General features: G+C 69.5%; 15 protein-coding genes. 3 read left to right on the forward strand and 12 right to left on the reverse strand.

The window, feature by feature from the left end; genetic code table 11:
* Positions 1–513: DNA-3-methyladenine glycosylase I (locus tag E6J59_05120; protein TMB21693.1), on the forward strand; the 513-nt coding region annotated here is incomplete at its 5' end.
* Positions 514–584: 71 nt separating this feature from the next.
* Here E6J59_05120 and E6J59_05125 read toward each other — a convergent pair.
* From E6J59_05125 to E6J59_05165, 9 genes are all read right to left on the reverse strand, one after another.
* The gene (locus E6J59_05125) at positions 585–983 is read right to left on the reverse strand and encodes a hypothetical protein (protein TMB21694.1); all 399 of its coding nucleotides are present in this window, start codon (positions 981–983) and stop codon (positions 585–587) included.
* A gap of 266 nt (positions 984–1,249) precedes the next feature.
* A complete protein-coding gene (locus tag E6J59_05130) occupies positions 1,250–3,184 on the reverse strand; it encodes a potassium transporter Kup (GenBank protein TMB21695.1) in 1,935 nt (644 codons plus the stop codon).
* A 446-nt stretch (positions 3,185–3,630) separates the two neighbouring features.
* Positions 3,631–4,125: a tetratricopeptide repeat protein gene (locus tag E6J59_05135; GenBank protein TMB21696.1), complete on the reverse strand. Its 495-nt coding sequence runs from the start codon at positions 4,123–4,125 to the stop codon at positions 3,631–3,633.
* Between the two features lie 79 nt (positions 4,126–4,204).
* On the reverse strand, positions 4,205–5,872 hold the full coding sequence (locus E6J59_05140) for an ammonium transporter (GenBank protein ID TMB21697.1): 1,668 nt from the start codon (positions 5,870–5,872) through the stop codon (positions 4,205–4,207).
* A complete protein-coding gene (locus tag E6J59_05145; GenBank protein TMB21698.1) occupies positions 5,872–6,060 on the reverse strand; it encodes a hypothetical protein in 189 nt (62 codons plus the stop codon). The genes E6J59_05140 and E6J59_05145 overlap by 1 nt, the downstream gene beginning before the upstream one ends.
* 10 nt (positions 6,061–6,070) lie before the next feature.
* Positions 6,071–6,307 (reverse strand): hypothetical protein, encoded by a 237-nt coding sequence (locus tag E6J59_05150; protein ID TMB21699.1) that lies wholly within the window; start codon positions 6,305–6,307, stop codon positions 6,071–6,073.
* A 17-nt stretch (positions 6,308–6,324) separates the two neighbouring features.
* Positions 6,325–6,663: a P-II family nitrogen regulator gene (locus tag E6J59_05155; GenBank protein ID TMB21700.1), complete on the reverse strand. Its 339-nt coding sequence runs from the start codon at positions 6,661–6,663 to the stop codon at positions 6,325–6,327.
* 244 nt (positions 6,664–6,907) lie between these two features.
* A complete protein-coding gene (locus tag E6J59_05160; protein ID TMB21701.1) occupies positions 6,908–7,756 on the reverse strand; it encodes a response regulator transcription factor in 849 nt (282 codons plus the stop codon).
* A complete protein-coding gene (locus E6J59_05165; GenBank protein TMB21702.1) occupies positions 7,548–8,606 on the reverse strand; it encodes a hypothetical protein in 1,059 nt (352 codons plus the stop codon). Before E6J59_05165 ends, E6J59_05160 begins: the two co-directional genes overlap by 209 nt.
* Positions 8,607–9,436: 830 nt before the next feature.
* Here E6J59_05165 and E6J59_05170 point away from each other — a divergent pair.
* Together E6J59_05170 and E6J59_05175 are read left to right on the forward strand one after the other, a co-directional pair.
* On the forward strand, positions 9,437–11,173 hold the full coding sequence (locus tag E6J59_05170; GenBank protein ID TMB21703.1) for a hypothetical protein: 1,737 nt from the start codon (positions 9,437–9,439) through the stop codon (positions 11,171–11,173).
* The gene (locus E6J59_05175) at positions 11,170–12,717 is read left to right on the forward strand and encodes a hypothetical protein (protein ID TMB21704.1); all 1,548 of its coding nucleotides are present in this window, start codon (positions 11,170–11,172) and stop codon (positions 12,715–12,717) included. Before E6J59_05170 ends, E6J59_05175 begins: the two co-directional genes overlap by 4 nt.
* Here the strand turns inward: E6J59_05175 and E6J59_05180 are convergent.
* The 3 genes from E6J59_05180 to E6J59_05190 form a co-directional block, all read right to left on the reverse strand.
* The gene (locus E6J59_05180; protein ID TMB21705.1) at positions 12,672–13,940 is read right to left on the reverse strand and encodes a hypothetical protein; all 1,269 of its coding nucleotides are present in this window, start codon (positions 13,938–13,940) and stop codon (positions 12,672–12,674) included. The genes E6J59_05175 and E6J59_05180 overlap by 46 nt on opposite strands.
* Before the next feature lie 169 nt (positions 13,941–14,109).
* Positions 14,110–14,613, reverse strand: coding sequence for a hypothetical protein (locus E6J59_05185; protein ID TMB21706.1), 504 nt, complete (start codon positions 14,611–14,613; stop codon positions 14,110–14,112).
* A 14-nt stretch (positions 14,614–14,627) separates the two neighbouring features.
* A complete protein-coding gene (locus E6J59_05190; GenBank protein TMB21707.1) occupies positions 14,628–15,221 on the reverse strand; it encodes a site-specific integrase in 594 nt (197 codons plus the stop codon).
* Positions 15,222–15,786: the final 565 nt, after the last annotated feature.

Here is a 15,786-nt window from a genome sequence, read left to right on the forward strand (position 1 = left end):
GAGTGGGGTGTCCCGGTTCATGACGACCAGCGACTGTTCGAGTTCCTGATACTCGAAGGTGCCCAGGCCGGCCTGAGCTGGATCACGATCCTGAGGAAGCGGGAAGCCTACCGCCAGGCCTTTGCCGGGTTCGATCCCGAGCGGGTCGCGCGCTTTAATGCCCGCAAGGTGGAGCAGCTCCTACGAAACCCGGGCATCGTTCGAAACCGGCTCAAGGTTGAATCAGCGGTCAAGAACGCCCGGGCCTTCCTGCGGGTGCAGGACGAGCTCGGGAGCTTCGCCGCTTATCAATGGCGTTTCGTCGACGGGCGGCCGCGACAGAATCGCCCCCGAGAGCTCAAAGACATTCCAGCGAGGACGGACGAGTCCGACGCCTTCAGCAAGGACTTGAAACGCCGTGGCTTCGGATTCGTCGGTTCCACCATCATCTACGCGCACATGCAGGCCGTCGGCATGGTCAATGACCACGTCGTGGGCTGTTTCCGCCAGCGTGAGGTGGCGAGGATTGGGTGAGCCCTCACCCCAGGTGAGTGGGCACCGCCGAGGCACGGCGCCCGTCTCCTCGCGCCGCAATGCCTGCCCGCTCAATCGAGCGGCGCCAGACGACCGCCTTCGAGCCGGCAGCGAACGCCCATCAGCCTGAGCCGCATCCCCGGCGATGCGAGCGGGCGCGCGGCGTCTGCGTCCCGACGAGCCACGGTGCCGGCGAGTATCGTCCGGTTGGGCGGACGGGGCTCGAGCACCCGGACCTCGATCGCATCGAGATCGGGAAGAATTCGAAAGAGCCTCACGATCGCCGCATCGGTGTCGTGAAACGCCTGATCACGGAACAGCTCCGAGCGCCGGTCAACAGGCAGGCTCCCATCCCAGGGGTGGATGTCGCGGGTCCGCCATTCCACGCGTAGCTGCGCGGAGAAGTCGCACAGTACGAGCACGTCCTGGGACACGAAGCCGCGTGGGCTGAGGGAGAGCGCCTTCCTCACCAGGCGGCGGAGAGGGCTCGCCGCGACGTAGGCCATCAAGCCGCGGAGAGGGCGCGGAATCGCCATCCCGTCGAGCCGCCTCAGGATCCTCGGCGGATCGGTCATGTGGATCGGCGACAACAGCAACGCGCGTGCCGGTCCACCCCCGGGTGGAGTCGGCATCTGACCGCGGATGGATGCCGCGCCCGGCGACGATCGTCCGCACGACGCACCGGTCGTCGGCACGTGCTCGTGCCATGGGCACAGCTGCGCGTTCGCTGGGCGCCCTACACTTCCATCTGGCCGCCGATCTCGACGACCTGGTTCGGCGGAATCGCGAAGAACTCGGTCGGCGAGCGCGCATTGCGGGCGAGGAAGAGGAAGAGCGCCCGCCGCCAGCCCGGCAGCTCGGAGCGACCCGTCGACACGAAGGTCTCGCGGCCGAGGAAGTAGCTCGTGCGCCCGCCGAACGTCTCGAGCCCCTGCGCCGCCGCGCAGCGCATGACGTCGGGCACCCTCGGCGTCTCCATGAAGCCGTAGCGCGCGACGACGCGCCAGAAGCCGCGCCCGATCTGCCGGATCTCGACGCGCTCGCTCGTCGGCACGACCGGCGCGTCGGCGGTCTGGATGGTGAGGATCACCACCTGCTCGTGGAGCACCTGGTTGTGTTTCAGCTGGTGCAGGAGCGCCGGCGGCGTCCCGTCCGGGTCCTGGGTCATGAAGACGGCGGTGCCCTTCACCCGCCCCGGCGGGTCGAGCTTCAGGGTCGCGAGCAGCTCGTCGAAGGGCATGTGCAGCTTCGCGAGCTCGCGCGCCCGCCAGCTCGCGCCGAACCGCCACGTCGACATGACCGCGAAGACGCCGCCCGCCGCCAGCATCGGGAACCAGCCGCCGTGCAGGATCTTCGCCAGGTTGGCGGCGAAGAACGCGAGGTCGACCACGAGGAAGACGCCGACGAGACCCGCGGCGCGCCACACGGGCCAGCACCAGCAGCGACGCGCGACCGCATAGAACAGGACCGAGGTGATGCTCATCGTACCAGTGACCGCGATGCCGTATGCCGAGGCGAGATTCGAGGAGCTCTGCGCCACCACCACGAGCGCCGTGCAGGCGCACGCGAGGAGACCGTTCACGACCGGGATGTAGATCTGGCCCTCCGTCGTGGCCGACGTGTGCACGATTTTCATCCGTGGCACGAAGCCGAGCTGCACTGCCTGCTGGGTGAGCGAGAAGGCCCCCGAGATGAGCGCCTGCGACGCGACCACGGTCGCGACCGCCGCGATCACGACCATCGGCAGCACGAACCATCCCGGCACGAGGGCATAGAAGGGAGCCGCCACCGCGGCCCGGCATGGCCCGTCGAGCACGGCGTGGCACTTGTCGAGCAGGAACGCGCCCTGGCCGAAGTAGTTGAGGACCAGCGCGGGCATGACGACGCCGTACCACGCGAGCCGGATGGGCCTCGCGCCGAAGTGGCCCATGTCGGCGTAGAGTGCCTCGCCGCCGGTGATACACAGCACGACCGCGCCGAGGAGCAGGAAGCCGTCGAAGCCGTGGCCCGCGAGGAAGCGCACGGCGTGCAGCGGATTCACCGCCACGAGGACGGCCGGCTGTGCCGCGATCCACGGCACACCGACGGCCGCGATAGTGACGAACCACACCAGCGTGACCGGCCCGAAGAGCGCGCCCACCCGCGCCGTGCCGCGCCGCTGGACCAGGAACAGCGCGGCGAGGATCACGACCGTCGCCGGCACGACGTACTCCACGAGCCGGGGCGTGGCGACCTTGAGCCCCTCCATCGCGCTCAGGACCGAGATGGCCGGCGTGATGACACCGTCGCCGTAGAGGAGCGCCGCGCCGAAGAGCCCGACCGAGATGAGCGCTGGTGTGCGCCCGACCGCCGGTCCGAGCAGCGCCATGAGGGCGAGGATCCCGCCCTCGCCGCGATTGTGCGCCTGCATGATGAAGCTGAGGTACTTGAGCACGATCACGACCAGGAGCGACCACAGTACGAGCGAGAGGATGCCGAGCACGTTGGCGGGCATCGGCGGCAGCCCACGGTGCGGCGCGAAGCACTCCTTGATGGCGTAAAGCGGCGAGGTCCCGATGTCGCCGTACACGACCCCCAGCGCCGCGAGCGACAGGGCGGCGACCGGTGGTCGGTGTACGTACGCGTCGCTCGGCGCAGGGACGTCGGCGGCGAGCGGGTGAGCGGTGTCCATCCTGCAACCGGCTCAGTGCTCGACCCGTGACGGGCGCTCGGCGTGGACCGTCTGCGCCGTCACGACCACGGGGCCTCTTTCCTCATCGGAAGAAGCCGTCCTGACGGCAGAGGGACCGAACGCTCACCGTTCGGCCCCGCCGGGGCAGCTCCGAGCGACCAGGCGGCACGGGCATCTGCACCGCCCATCCCAGAGCGCCACGCCGAAGTCAACGCGTGCTCGGCTCCCGCCCACCGGGAAGACGGCCCCAGCCGCCACACGGGTCGCGGGACGATGACGGTCGTCCGCGACGACAATCGAAGGCGCGGGACCTCAGCGCGTCGCCAGCACCCTCAACACGAGCCACGCGTAGGCGACCGACGCCCCGATCATCACCGGCAGCACCGGGGCGCCCGCGATGCCGACCAGCACGATCGCCACGCACGCCGCCGCACCGAGCCTGAGCCTCATCCGTCGTCCCTTTCCCGCCGTCCGAGGAGCCAGAACGGCGCCCGGAAGCTCGGCCGCGGCGCCCGCCGCCGCTCGCGCGCCCGATCCTCCTTGAGCAGACCCTGCACGTAGGACCGCTCGGCCGGGCTCGACGCCACCTCGAGCGCGCGAGCCAGCTGCGGGCGCGCCTGCTCCGGGATGCCGAGCCGGAGGTAGAGTTCCCCCAGCGCACAGCGCGGTGCGAAGGCGCCGGGCTCGCGCGCGAGCGCGGCCTCCAGGTGCTCGAAGGCCTGCTCGACGCGGCGGATGCGGGCGTAGGCGACGGCGAGCATCGTATGCGCCCCGACATGGTTTGCGTCCAGCATCAGCGCCTGCTCGAGGAGATCGATCGCCTCCCGTAGATGCCCGCGCTCGAACGCGCGCTGGGCGCGCTCGAGCGCGGACGGGAGGTCGCGCACCAGCGGCGTCAGGATCGGCGCCACGGCCGCCGCCGCCTCACCGATCGAAAACACTCTTCCCCGCCTTGTAGGTCTGGAGCACCGCGAAGGCGACCAGGACGACCCCTCCGAAGATGATCGATGCGGCCATGTCTCACCCTCCGATCTCGATGGACCGACCCAGGCCCGGCGTCACGAGCTGGAACTCCGGATAGCCGAGCGCGCCCATCTCGGGCAGGTCGAGCCCCTCGAGTTCGACGTCGGCGCTGACGCGCTGCCCGACGAAGACGTCGATCAAGGCGTTGAAGACGTAGGAGAGGGTGAAGATCACCCCCACAAGCGTGCAGACGCCGATCAGCTGGGCCACGAACTGGCCGGGATCGCCGTAGAAGAGCCCGGTGACCGAGCCGTCGACGCCGTTCCAGCTCCCGCCGTAGTTGCTGGTCCCGTCGGCGAAGAGGCCGACGCAGAGGACACCGAAGAGCCCGCACGTCCCGTGCACCGAGGTCGCGCCGACCGGATCGTCGATCTTCATGACCCGCTCGAGGAACTCGACGCTCAGGCAGACGAGCACGCCGGCCGCGAAGCCGATGATCGTTGCGCCGACCGTGTTGACGAAGCCGCTCGGCGCCGTAATCGCCACCAGGCCGGCGAGGAGACCATTGCCGCTCATCGAGGCATCCGGCTTCCCGAAGCGGATCCACATGTACAGGAGCGCGCCGAAGGAGCCCGTGCAGCCCGCCAGCATGGTGTTGACCGCGATCGAGCCGATGCGGAGGCTGCCGTTGCCCGAGGCGCCGAGCGTGCTGCCCGGGTTGAAGCCAAACCAGCCGAAGGCGAGGATGAAGCAGCCGAGCAGCACCATGGTGATGTCGTGGCCGGGCATCGCGTTCGGCGAGCCGTCGCGGTTGTACTTCCCGATGCGCGGGCCGACGATCATGGCGACCGCGAGCGCCGTGAGACCGCCCACCGAGTGCACCACGCCCGACCCGGCGAAGTCGCAGTAGCCGTGCCCCAGCTTGAAGTTGACGCCGAGCTGCGAGAGCCAGCCGCCGCCCCACGCCCAGTTGCCGAAGAGCGGGTACGTGATCGCCCCCAGGAAGAAGGTCGAGATCGCGAAAGCCGCGAACTTCCAGCGCTCGGCCGCGGCACCGGTGACGATCGTCGTCGCGGTGTCCATGAACACCATCTGGAAGAGGAACAGCACCATGACGGCGACGTCGTAGGTGTCCCCCGAGAGGAAGAAGCCCCTGGTCCCGAACAGCCCCCAGTCCTTGCCGAAGAGCGAGAGCTTGAACTCGTTGTTGAGCGGGTTCATCCCTCCCAGGTTCGATATTCCCGCCGAGCCGCCCTGCTGGATGGCGAAGCCCATCACCCAGTAGGCGAAGAGGCCGAAGCCGTACACCATGAAATTCATCATCATGGTGTGATTGGCGTTCTTCGCCCGGCAGAGCCCCGTCTCGACCAGGGCGAAGCCGGCCTGCATGAACATCACCAGGAAGCCCGCGACCAGCGTCCACACGAAGTTGATCGCGATCCGATTCTGTCCGACCTGATTCACCACGTCGGCGAGGGTGAGCCCAGCCTTCGGGTCCGTCATGACGATGTCGGCGGCCGTCCCGGTGAGCGTGCCGCCCGGGTCGCCCTTGGCGAGGTCGTCGGCGCTGGGCGTGCTGATGCCCTTCAGGTCCGCGCTGGTGAGCGGAAGCGCAGGGGCCTCCTCGGCGGCGCCTGCGGGTGCCGCGAGCGCGACCAGTCCGAGGACGGCGAGCGCCACAGCGGTCCGCGGCGCGACGGCGAGCGATTTCCGTTCCTTCAGCATCAGCGCCCCCTTGCCTTCCAGACCGCGTTTTCGAGATGTGCGCCGTTCAGGGCGGCGATCCCGGCGAGCGACGTGGCAAGCCCCGCGAGAGACGCCGCCAGGCGCACCATCGTTGCCTCGCTCGCCACCAGCCCGCCGATCGCGACCATCCAGCCGCCGACGATCAGCGCGAGTCCAAGACCCTTCATGCTGCTCCTCCTAGAGGTTGTTCGCCGCGCGCGCCCCGAGGGACGCCGGCACTCGCTCCCGCGCCGCGCCGGCACGCCCGCTCGTTGCCGGCTCCTTGATGCTGCGGAAGCCCCCGAAGGCCGCCGCCAGCAGCGCGAAGCCCACGAGCGCCACGGGCCACCCGAGGGCGAACAGACCCGCGGGGCCGAGCGTGAAGCCCAAGATGAACATGAACAGATACCATCCCTGTGCCGAGGTCGCGCCCATGCCTTCTCCTTGTGCGTTTACAGGGCCGCGGATCCGCGCTCTCCCGTGCGGATGCGGACCACGTCTTCCACGGCCGTGATGAAGATCTTCCCATCCCCGATCCGCCCGGTGCGCGCTCCCTTGACGATCGCATCCACCGTCTCGGGAACCCGTTCATCCGGTACCAGCACGGTGAGTTGCACCTTGGGCAGGAAGTCGACCACGTACTCGGCACCGCGATAGAGCTCCGTGTGGCCCTTCTGCCGCCCGAATCCCTTGACTTCCTCTACCGTCATGCCGGTGATTCCGACCTTCGCCAGGACCTCCTTCACCTCATCGAGCTTGAACGGCTTGATGATCGCGTCGATCCGTTTCATCGTCCTCCTCTGGGCATCGGTTGTCGGAGCACGGACGACATGCCGGGCTCAGCGCGAAGTCAGCAACGGCGATGCCATCCAACCCGGGGTGGAGATGGTTTCCGCCCGCGGGTGGAGCGAGTCCCGGAGAGGGGCGGGTGCGCCACGGTGTCTGATCAAGGTGACGCCCAACGCGTAAGCGCGAAGCTGCGCGTTAATTGGGCAGCGGCGTGTGTGAACGGGGCGACGCCGCAAGGCGGCCGCGCTATCGGGCCTTCTCGTTGACCCCGATCAGGCCCAGTCGGATCGCGTACAGCGTCAGCCCGACCCGATCCCGGGCATCCAGCTTGTGGAAGACGTTGTTGAGGTGCGTCTTCACCGTGACCTCGCTGATCGACAGCCGCTGCGCAATCTCCGTATTGTGGAAGCCGAGAGCGACCAGCCGTACGATCTCACGCTCGCGCGAGGTGAGCGCCTGGGTGTCCGGCTCGGACATCTGGGCGGTGATTTCGCTTTGCAGGGCGGGCGGCAGCCAGACGTGCCCCTCCTTGACGGTCCGAAGGGCCTCCATCAACGTCTCGACGGCAAATCGCTTGAAGACGACGGCGCGCGCTCCAGCACGGATCGCCGCCAACGTCTCTCCCGAGTCCTGGCTGGCAGTGAGCACCACGACTCGGACGCGACGGGCAAAGCTCCCGACGTCCGCGAGCGCATTCCGATCCATCTGGAGGTCGAGCAGGAGGACGTCGCACGGGGACCTCGCGAGCGCCGGCACGACGTCCGACACGCGGTCGACCTCGGCAACGACCGACACCTCGGGGTGAAGGTTCGTCAGCATCGACTTGAGACCCTGCCGAAACAGCATGTGGTCGTCCGCGATGATGATCCGGAGCGAAGCCACCATCTCACGCCTCCCGGAGCTCGATCTCGACGTGCCCGCCCGACCGATCGGCCCCGCCGACCCGGACTTCGCCCCCGAGCTCGGCCGCGCGCGAGGCGATCGACCACGGCGGGACCGCCCCAGCCGGAAATCCGACTCCGTCGTCGTCGATCGTGATGAAGACCTTCCCGATGCTCGCGTCGACGCTGATCGCGGCGGAATTCGCGCCCGCATGGAGCGCGACGTTGCGGGCCCCCTCCAACATGACGTGAAGCGCGTGCTCGACCAGCAGCAGCGACCCGTTGAAGCGCGCCCGAACCGAGAAGCGGGTCCGATAATCGAAGGCGCGGGGCTTCGGCGCCGTCTCAAGGTCGAGCAGGGATCGGATGTACGTGCGAAGGTCGTCGTGCTCCCGGTTGACGCCCGCCTGGAGCTCCGTCAGCTCGGCAAGGGCCTGGTCGCCGGATCCCCGTCGCAGCAGCTCGCGACAGGTCGCGAGTCGCACGTTGACGCCGGCGAGGGCCTGCACGTACTCGTCGTGCAGCGATCGCGCGATACGCTCCCGTTGGCTCGCCGTCTCGAGCTGGCGCAGCCGCGCTTCGACGATCAGCCGCTGCTCGCCGAGATATCCGACCAGGTACCCGGTGATCGCGAGGTACGCCGGGCGCATGATGTAGAAGGTCATTCCCTCGGGGTGCGTGACGAGGATCAGGCTCAGGTACAGAGCCACGCTCACGGCCGTCACCCTCAGGGTGAGCCGCAGGCCGGCTCGGAACCCGGCGGCCAGCACCGCGAACGCGAAGAACACGTAGAAGGGGCTGTTCGCACCTTCGGTCACCAGGGCGATCGCCCCACCGAAGAGCACGTCGATCCACGTCGACACGGTGGCGACTCGCGTCGCGCTCACCAGCCGGCTGCGGAGCACCAGGCCAGTGGTAGCGCTGTAGACGAGGTGCGCGATCATGACGGCGAGCGCCCACGGGTCCAGCGTGAAGGGTCCCCCGGTGAGCGGCATCCAGCGCGTCAGCGTCGGACGCGTCGGGTCGATGTACACCGTCACGAACGCCGCCACCGACAGGATCACCCTACAATGAGCAATGATCCGCTCGACGTCCGCCGATCGATCTCCTTTCACTCGAACCTCCCGGGAGACGGCCGCCCCTTCGAGGGCCGACCGCGGATCGGCGTCATTCCGGCGCGAAGTGCAACCGGGCGGCCGCGGTCGAGACCGCCAGAACCGCGCGGGCAGCAGGGCGAGGGCAACCGTGCACCGCGCGCTTCACTCGCGCTGTGCATGCCGTGGGGCTGATGCAAGAGATCGACCAGCCGTCTCGGCTCGACATCACGTCGCCTCCTCGCTTCCCCGGGCCGCGCGGCTGCCCAAAGGACAAGCGCATGCGTAGCGAAAGGGCAACCGGTGGAGACGAGCGGCAGGTGGACCCTCGGTTGACTGGCGAAGGTCAGCCGACGTGTCCCGACGCGCGCGTGGGCGGCCCGATTCGTACACGACGCCGACGGCCCGGGCACGGTAGCAACTTCGGTAGCAGTTTTCACCGCGGGCCGCGCTCGAGAAACTCAGCGATCTTTTCGATCACCATCTTCGGCCTGGTCGCGCCGGCGGCGACGAACTTCGTCAGCAAGCTCGTGGTGCGGCCGTACCGCCTGATCTACCGGACGGCGGCGACGCCGTGTTCGTGCTGGCCCTCTTCGATGGCCGCCGCGAGTTGGAGAACGTGCTGCTCGACCGGCTGGTTCGGAGCCCCTGAGGCGCCGCGGGCGGTGGCGCCATTGGAGAGCGAGCTCCACCTGCGCGGCGGGATCTCGTCGGTCGCCGTCCCTTCCCGCCGGGTCGCATGCTGTCACTCCACGTACCCGAGCGCCTGCAGGCGCTGCTGCAGGTGGTAGCCGGCACAGATGCCCGAGATGCCGGCGCCGACGACCAGGACGTCCAGGTGTTCCGGCGTGACGCGTCACCTCTACCACGGAATACGCCACCGCTCGCAGCAGATGTCCCGGCGGCATGGTGCTTCCGGAGAGGTTTCTGTTAGGGTGTTCTCCGTGCGGAACGTCGGCGACGATCGACCGCGCGCGCGACGGACCTGGATGCTCGGCGTCGCAGCCGGCGGCGTGGCGGTGACGCTCGCGACGCTGGCGATCCGGGCGCCCGCGCTCCACGCGAAGGGCGGGGAGGCTCCCCGGGAAAGCGCATTCGCGACCACCGACACGGCGATTCCCGACGACACGGTCCTCTTGGAGCAGCTCACCAAAGCCATCGATCTGCGCCGTCGCGAGGACTTCGACCGGATGCTCGACGCGAGCGACCCGGGAGAGCTGGTCGAGCACGCCACGCTCTCGGACGCCGCGCTCGATCGTCACGTGATCGGCATCGACACGCTCTTCATCGTCGGCGACGAGCTGTTCGGATACCCATTCCGCCCGGAGAACGGTTGGGGCAGCGGCGGCACGGACCGGAGCGCGATCGGCTACACGCCTCGCTTGCGCCGTGTGCACCTGGGCGCGGCCGGAGGGCCCGACGCATTCGCATGCTTCAGCTGCCACTCGAAGGGCGGACCCGACGGCGCCGGGACGCAGACGCAGAACGCGTTCATGCGCGGCGACGGCGAGCGGACGCGCGCCGCCGATCAACGCAATCCCCCGCAGGTGCTCGGGCTCGGGCCGATCGCCTGTCTGGCGCGGGAGATGAGCGCCGAGCTGCGCGCCGAGACGGACGCCGCCCGCTCCCGAGCCAAGGCCGAAAAGCGTCCCGTCGAGCAGGCGTTGACCACGAAGGGCGTCTCGTTCGGCCGGATCACGGCCGAGCCCGACGGAACGCTCGACACCGGTGCGGTCGAAGGGATCGATCCCGATCTGACGGTTCGTCCGTTCGGATGGAAGGGCCATCAGGCCACGCTCCGCGACATCGCGGAGGAGTCGCTCCACATCCATCAGGGCCTCCTCTCGAACCGCATTCAGCTCGCGGTGCGCGATGGGACGCTCGACGCGGGCCCGTACGGAAGAGGTCCGTGGTACGACGTCGACGAGGACGGCGTCTCGCTCGAGATCCAGCCGAGCATGCTGACGACCGTCGTGGGGTATCTCGCGCAGCTCGAGGTGCCGACGATGCGCCCGCCACGCGATCCCGGCCTGCTCGACGCGTGGGCCGCCGGGCGAATCCGCTTCGACGAGATCGGCTGCGCCGGGTGTCACGTGCCGACCCTCGAGCTCGAGGAGACGAAGCTCGACGCGCGGCAGGACCCGGACCCGAATCGTCCCGCGTTCGTCATCGACGTCGCGAAGGACGGCGACGGTCCGAAGATCGAGCCCAAGTATGCCGGCCCGAAGACGCCCTACCTGGTGCATCTCTTCAGCGACTTGAAGCGCCACGACATGGGGGAGGCGCTGGCGACCCCGTCGGCGCAGGGGACGATTCCCGCGCGCGTGTTCCTCACCCGGCCGCTCTGGGGTCTCGCCGACACGGCGCCGTACCTGCACGACGGGCGCGCCCCGACCGTGCACGAGGCGATCGTGCTCCACGGCGGCGAGGCGACCGCGGCGCGAGACGCCTACCTGGCGCTCGACGACCAGGGGCGGGCGAGCGTGCGCGTCTTCCTGACCTCGCTCTCCCGCGAGCCGAAGCTCTTCGTCCCATGACGCCCCGACCCGCGACCCGCGCGGCGCTCCGGCTGGCGCTTCTTCTCGCGATCGCCGCGTGCGGCGGCTCGACGACGGAGCAGACGGCGAGCTGGCGCGCCGATTGCCCACCGCGCGGGCGACCCGCGCCGGTCAGCCTCGAAGCGGCGCGCGACGCGGAACGCGTGGCCGCCCGCCGGCACGAGCTCCGCCTGCGGGAGGCGGCGGCGCCGGGATACTTCCTGCGCGCGATGCACGCGGAGCTCGACGCGCGGCGCGTGGCCGCGGGGCGCGTCTGCCTCGACGAGCTGGCGGACCTGGGTCAGCTCCTGTTCGAGCACGAGTACGACTTCGCCGACGGCCTCGGCGGCGGCGATGCGGCCAAGGCGCCGGCGGGACCGTTCCGTCGCGTGCACGGCGGTCTCTTCGGCGGCCCGGAGACCATCTCCTGCCCGTCGTGCCACTGGATCGGCGGTCGGAACGGCGCCGGCGCGGAGACCGACGGCGTGTTCCTCGACGGCGACGGCGAGCGCACGGCGAGCGGCGACGAGCGGAACCCACCGGCGTTGGTCGGGCTCGGCGTCGTCCAGGCGCTGGCGCAGGAGATGAGCCGCGATCTGCAGCGCGAGCGGGCCGACCTCGTGCGTGACGCCGTGCACGCCGGCGCCGCGCGCGAGACACGGCTCACGAGCAAGGGCGTCGACTTCGGCGTCCTACGGGTCTCGGCCAAGGGCGAAGTCGACGCGTCGGGCATCCGCGGCGTCGACGACGATCTCGTGGTGAAGCCGTTCGGCTGGAAGGGCACGCTCGCCACCTTCACCGACTTCGCCGCCGAGGCGCTGCAGATCCACATGGGCATCCAGAGCGACGTCCTGCTCGCGAAGGCCTCGCGCGACGTCGTCGGCGCCGGGAGCGATCCGGCGGACCCCGACGGGGACGGCGTGCGGGGCGAGCTCGGTCGCGGACCCTTCGCCGCGTTGACCGCGCACCTGGCGCTGCTCGAGCTCCCCATCGTCGAGCCGTTGATCCAGGACCGGCAGATGACCGCGCCCGCGCAGGCGCTCCTGCCTCCGACGACGACGAGCTTCGCGTACCTGTTCCAGCGCGGCCGCCGCGAGTTCCACGAGCTCGGCTGCGCGGGCTGCCACCAGCCCATGATGGTTCTCGAAAGCCCGATCCTCACCGTCGAGGGGCTCCCGCCGATCGACCTCGCGCGGCAGATGCGCCGGCCGGGGCTGCGCTACGACGCGAGCCTCCACGGCTATCCGGTGTGGCTCTTCAGCGATCTCAAGCGCCACGACATGGGACAGGCCAATGCCGCGCAGCACGCGCAGCGCGGGGTCCCGCTCCGCGACTATCTCACGCCGCGACTGTGGGGCGTGGCCGATTCGGCGCCCTACTTGCACGACGGCCGCGCGCCGAGCTTCGACTATGCGATCGCCGGCCACGACGGCGAGGGTGCCGCCGCGCGCGCGGCGTTCCAGGCGCTCTCGCTCGAGGACCGTGGCCCGCTGCGCGTCTACTTGATGTCGCTGCGGCGCGTGCCGCGCGTGATGGTCCCCTGATCGCCCGCGCCCGCGGGGCGCAGCACGTAGAGGTCGATCACGCCGACGCCCGGCTTGCCGTCGACCGGGCAGCGAAGGGAGCCGATCAGCAACGCCGGGCGGCCTTGACCGTCGGGATCCGGGGCGCGGCGGATGTGCCACCCGAACCAGCAGTCGGGCCCGTCGCCGAAGAGCTCGCCGAGAACCTTGCCGGTCTTCCCCGAGCGAAATTCGACCCGACCGACCCGATCGCCGCCTTCGCGCCGATGCCACGGTGCGCCGATGGCGACGTCGCCGACGCCGTCACCGTCGAGATCGCCGGTCGGGGCGACCATGCGGCCGTAGAGCTCACCCGCCTGCGTGCCCTGCCAGCGGCGCAGCTCCGTCCCGGTACGACCGGAATAGACGCGCAGCTCTCCCGTGAGCGTTCGCGTCTGATCCTCCGTTCCCGGCGCGGCGACGGCGATCTCGCCTTTGCCGTCGCCGTCGAGATCGCCGAGCGCCGCCACCACGCCGCCGAAACCGCCGCGCGGATCGGTCCCCTGCCAGCGGTAGAGCTCGTTGCCGCTCGCCGACGACAGCACCCACGCTGCACCGACCCGCGCCCCGTCGGCGTTCGTGGCCGAGAGTCCGCCGACGACGAGGTCGGGGTGCCCGTCGCCGTCGAGGTCGTCGAGCCGATCGACGTACCAGCCGAACGTGCCTCCGTGCGTCGCCGGCGCGTAGGTCCGGAGCACGCTGCCGTCCTTGCCGCTCACGAGATAGACGCGGCCGCTGAGCTCGGCGGGCGCACCGACGAAGAGATCGACCCGGCCGTCGCCGTTCTGGTCTCCCGCCAGCGCGAGATCCCAGCCGAGGTTCTCGCCCGCGGTCTCCGCGTGCTGCCAAAGCTCCTCGCCCGTCTTCGGCGAGCGCGCCACGAGGATGCCGCGCGCGATCCCATCGACCTGCGCGTGGGGCGCCGCGATGACGACGTCGGCGAGCCCGTCGCCCGAGAGGTCCGGCACCGGCATCACCCAGTGCCCGAAGAGGCCGTCGTTCCATTCGCCATCCCACTCGCGGATGGGAGCGCCGCTCGCACCCGACCACACCGTGGCGCTGCCGTTCTGCTGCGTGCCGTGCCAGAGCTTGAAACGAGCGCCGGCGGCGATGTCCGCGTGACCATCGCCGTCGACGTCGAGTGGCTCGCCGAAGCGGAACCCGAGCTCACCGCTCCGGACGCTCCCGGCGATGCGACGCGCCACACACCAGCCAGCACCGGGAGTGGAGCAGGACGCCGTGGCCCTCGCGGAAGTCGGCAACGCACAGCCAGGAATCGCGAGGCAACAGGAGAGGAGGGCGGCGGTGGGTCTCGAGATTCGGCGTCGCCGGCACGCGCGTGCCGGCGACGCCACGTTCTTCACTGACAGCAGCCTACTGACAGCAGGCGACCCAGCTGTTGCCGGAGAGATTGCACTGCAGGCTCGACTGGAGCGACCCGAGGGCGCCGGTGGAGTTAGTGAGCGCCACCTTCTGACCGCGGGAGGCAGTGTGCGCCGTCCCGTATTCCCAATTGAGCCCAGAGCCGCCGACAGCGTCGTCGTTGCACTGCTGGAGGGGCGGCTGCGCCGAATTGATCGCCCAGAAGGATGTGACCGTATTGCCGGCCGTGTCTTTCAGCTGGCAGCGGTCACCCGTCGGCGCGCTCTGCAACTCCGCGTACGTGCACGCGTGCGTGCCCGGGAAATGCGTGTTGCAGGCGGAGTTGGCCCCGGGAAGCCCGAGCTGCGCATTGTAGTTGAAGCGACCGGGGGTGGCCGTCAGGGATCCCTTGATCTTCGTGGTGGTGTGTGTGCAGGGGCACTGCGCTCGAGCGGGCGAGACGCCCGCGGCCAGGAGCACGAGAGCCGAGATGGTTACGACCCGGATGTACGACATCGATCAGTCCTCCCTCAGTGGCGGATCTCACCGCTGCGACGCGCCAGTCGCCAGAACGAGACCCTGGCGGTGCAGCGGCGCGGACCCCTCGAGCTTGTCTCGGAGGCCGTAACCTTCGTCAATCGAATAAAGTGTCGCTCAATCGGCCAAGCGGTGTCAAGGGGGGATGTCCCATGAGGATGCGCCCGCAGGACTGGCACGCGATCGCGAAGCGGCTGGGCGTACGGCACACGGAGCCGCTCGGCCGCCCGCTGCTTGCGTGCCTTCCCGCGCCGATCGTAGCGGGCGGTGGTTGTCACGTGGGCATGGCCCGCGAGCTCCTGCACCGTCACGAGGTCCACCCCGGCCGCCAAGAGGTCGCTGACGAAGGTCCGCCGGAAATCGTACACCATCTTATACCAGGATGACCGCGCGAGATCTGCGTCGCAGACGCCGAGGATCTCTCCAGGTAGCTCTGCTCGTCGATCGAACGCCACTTGCGGCGCATCGCGGCCAAGGTCGCGCTGGGAGTGCTGGATGACCCGCTCCGATGAACTCCTCGGCGCGTAAGGCGGGCGGCGCGAGCTTCCAGCCCGAAGGACGAGGGACGTCATGCGGAGCGGAAGCATCTCCTTCACTCTCCATAGCGTGTCTCCTTGGCGCTCGGTGCGCCAATTCCGAGGGTGTGCCCGAACCTCGTGGTAGGGAGAGACCGTCTAGAGAGCGACGGGCGGATCGGCCGAATCGTTGCGCTCCGGCGCCGGGTGTTTCCGATGGAGCCGAGCGAACAGGAGCGCGCGGGGACCGTACCTCGGCGCTCGGCCGGCGATCGACGTCGAGGCGTCAGTATGTGGGAAGACCGCCGAGCAAGCAGTCGTCAAGAGACGCGCGCTGGCGAAGACGGCGGCAACGATCGACAACGAGCCTGCCCGCCGGCAGACAATCGGGGACTCGTATTCCGCGTGCGAGGCGAAGTGGGCGCGTCCAGAGAACGGCTGCGCGGGCAGCAGGCGAGCGGAGCGAGCTGCGAGTGGAGCGCAAAGCAGGACGAAGACTAGCAGCGTGGCGAGGTGCCTCCGCATACTCCAACGCCTGCTAGTCGAAAGAGGGAACTCTCGCAAGCGCGTTTCGGCGAGGGTGCTGAGTCAGGGGGACCAAGCGCATGACGCTGCCGACGCCCTGTTGCTGATGAGC

This window comes from Deltaproteobacteria bacterium (assembly GCA_005879795.1).
Lineage (GTDB): Bacteria > Desulfobacterota > Binatia > DP-6 > DP-6 > DP-6.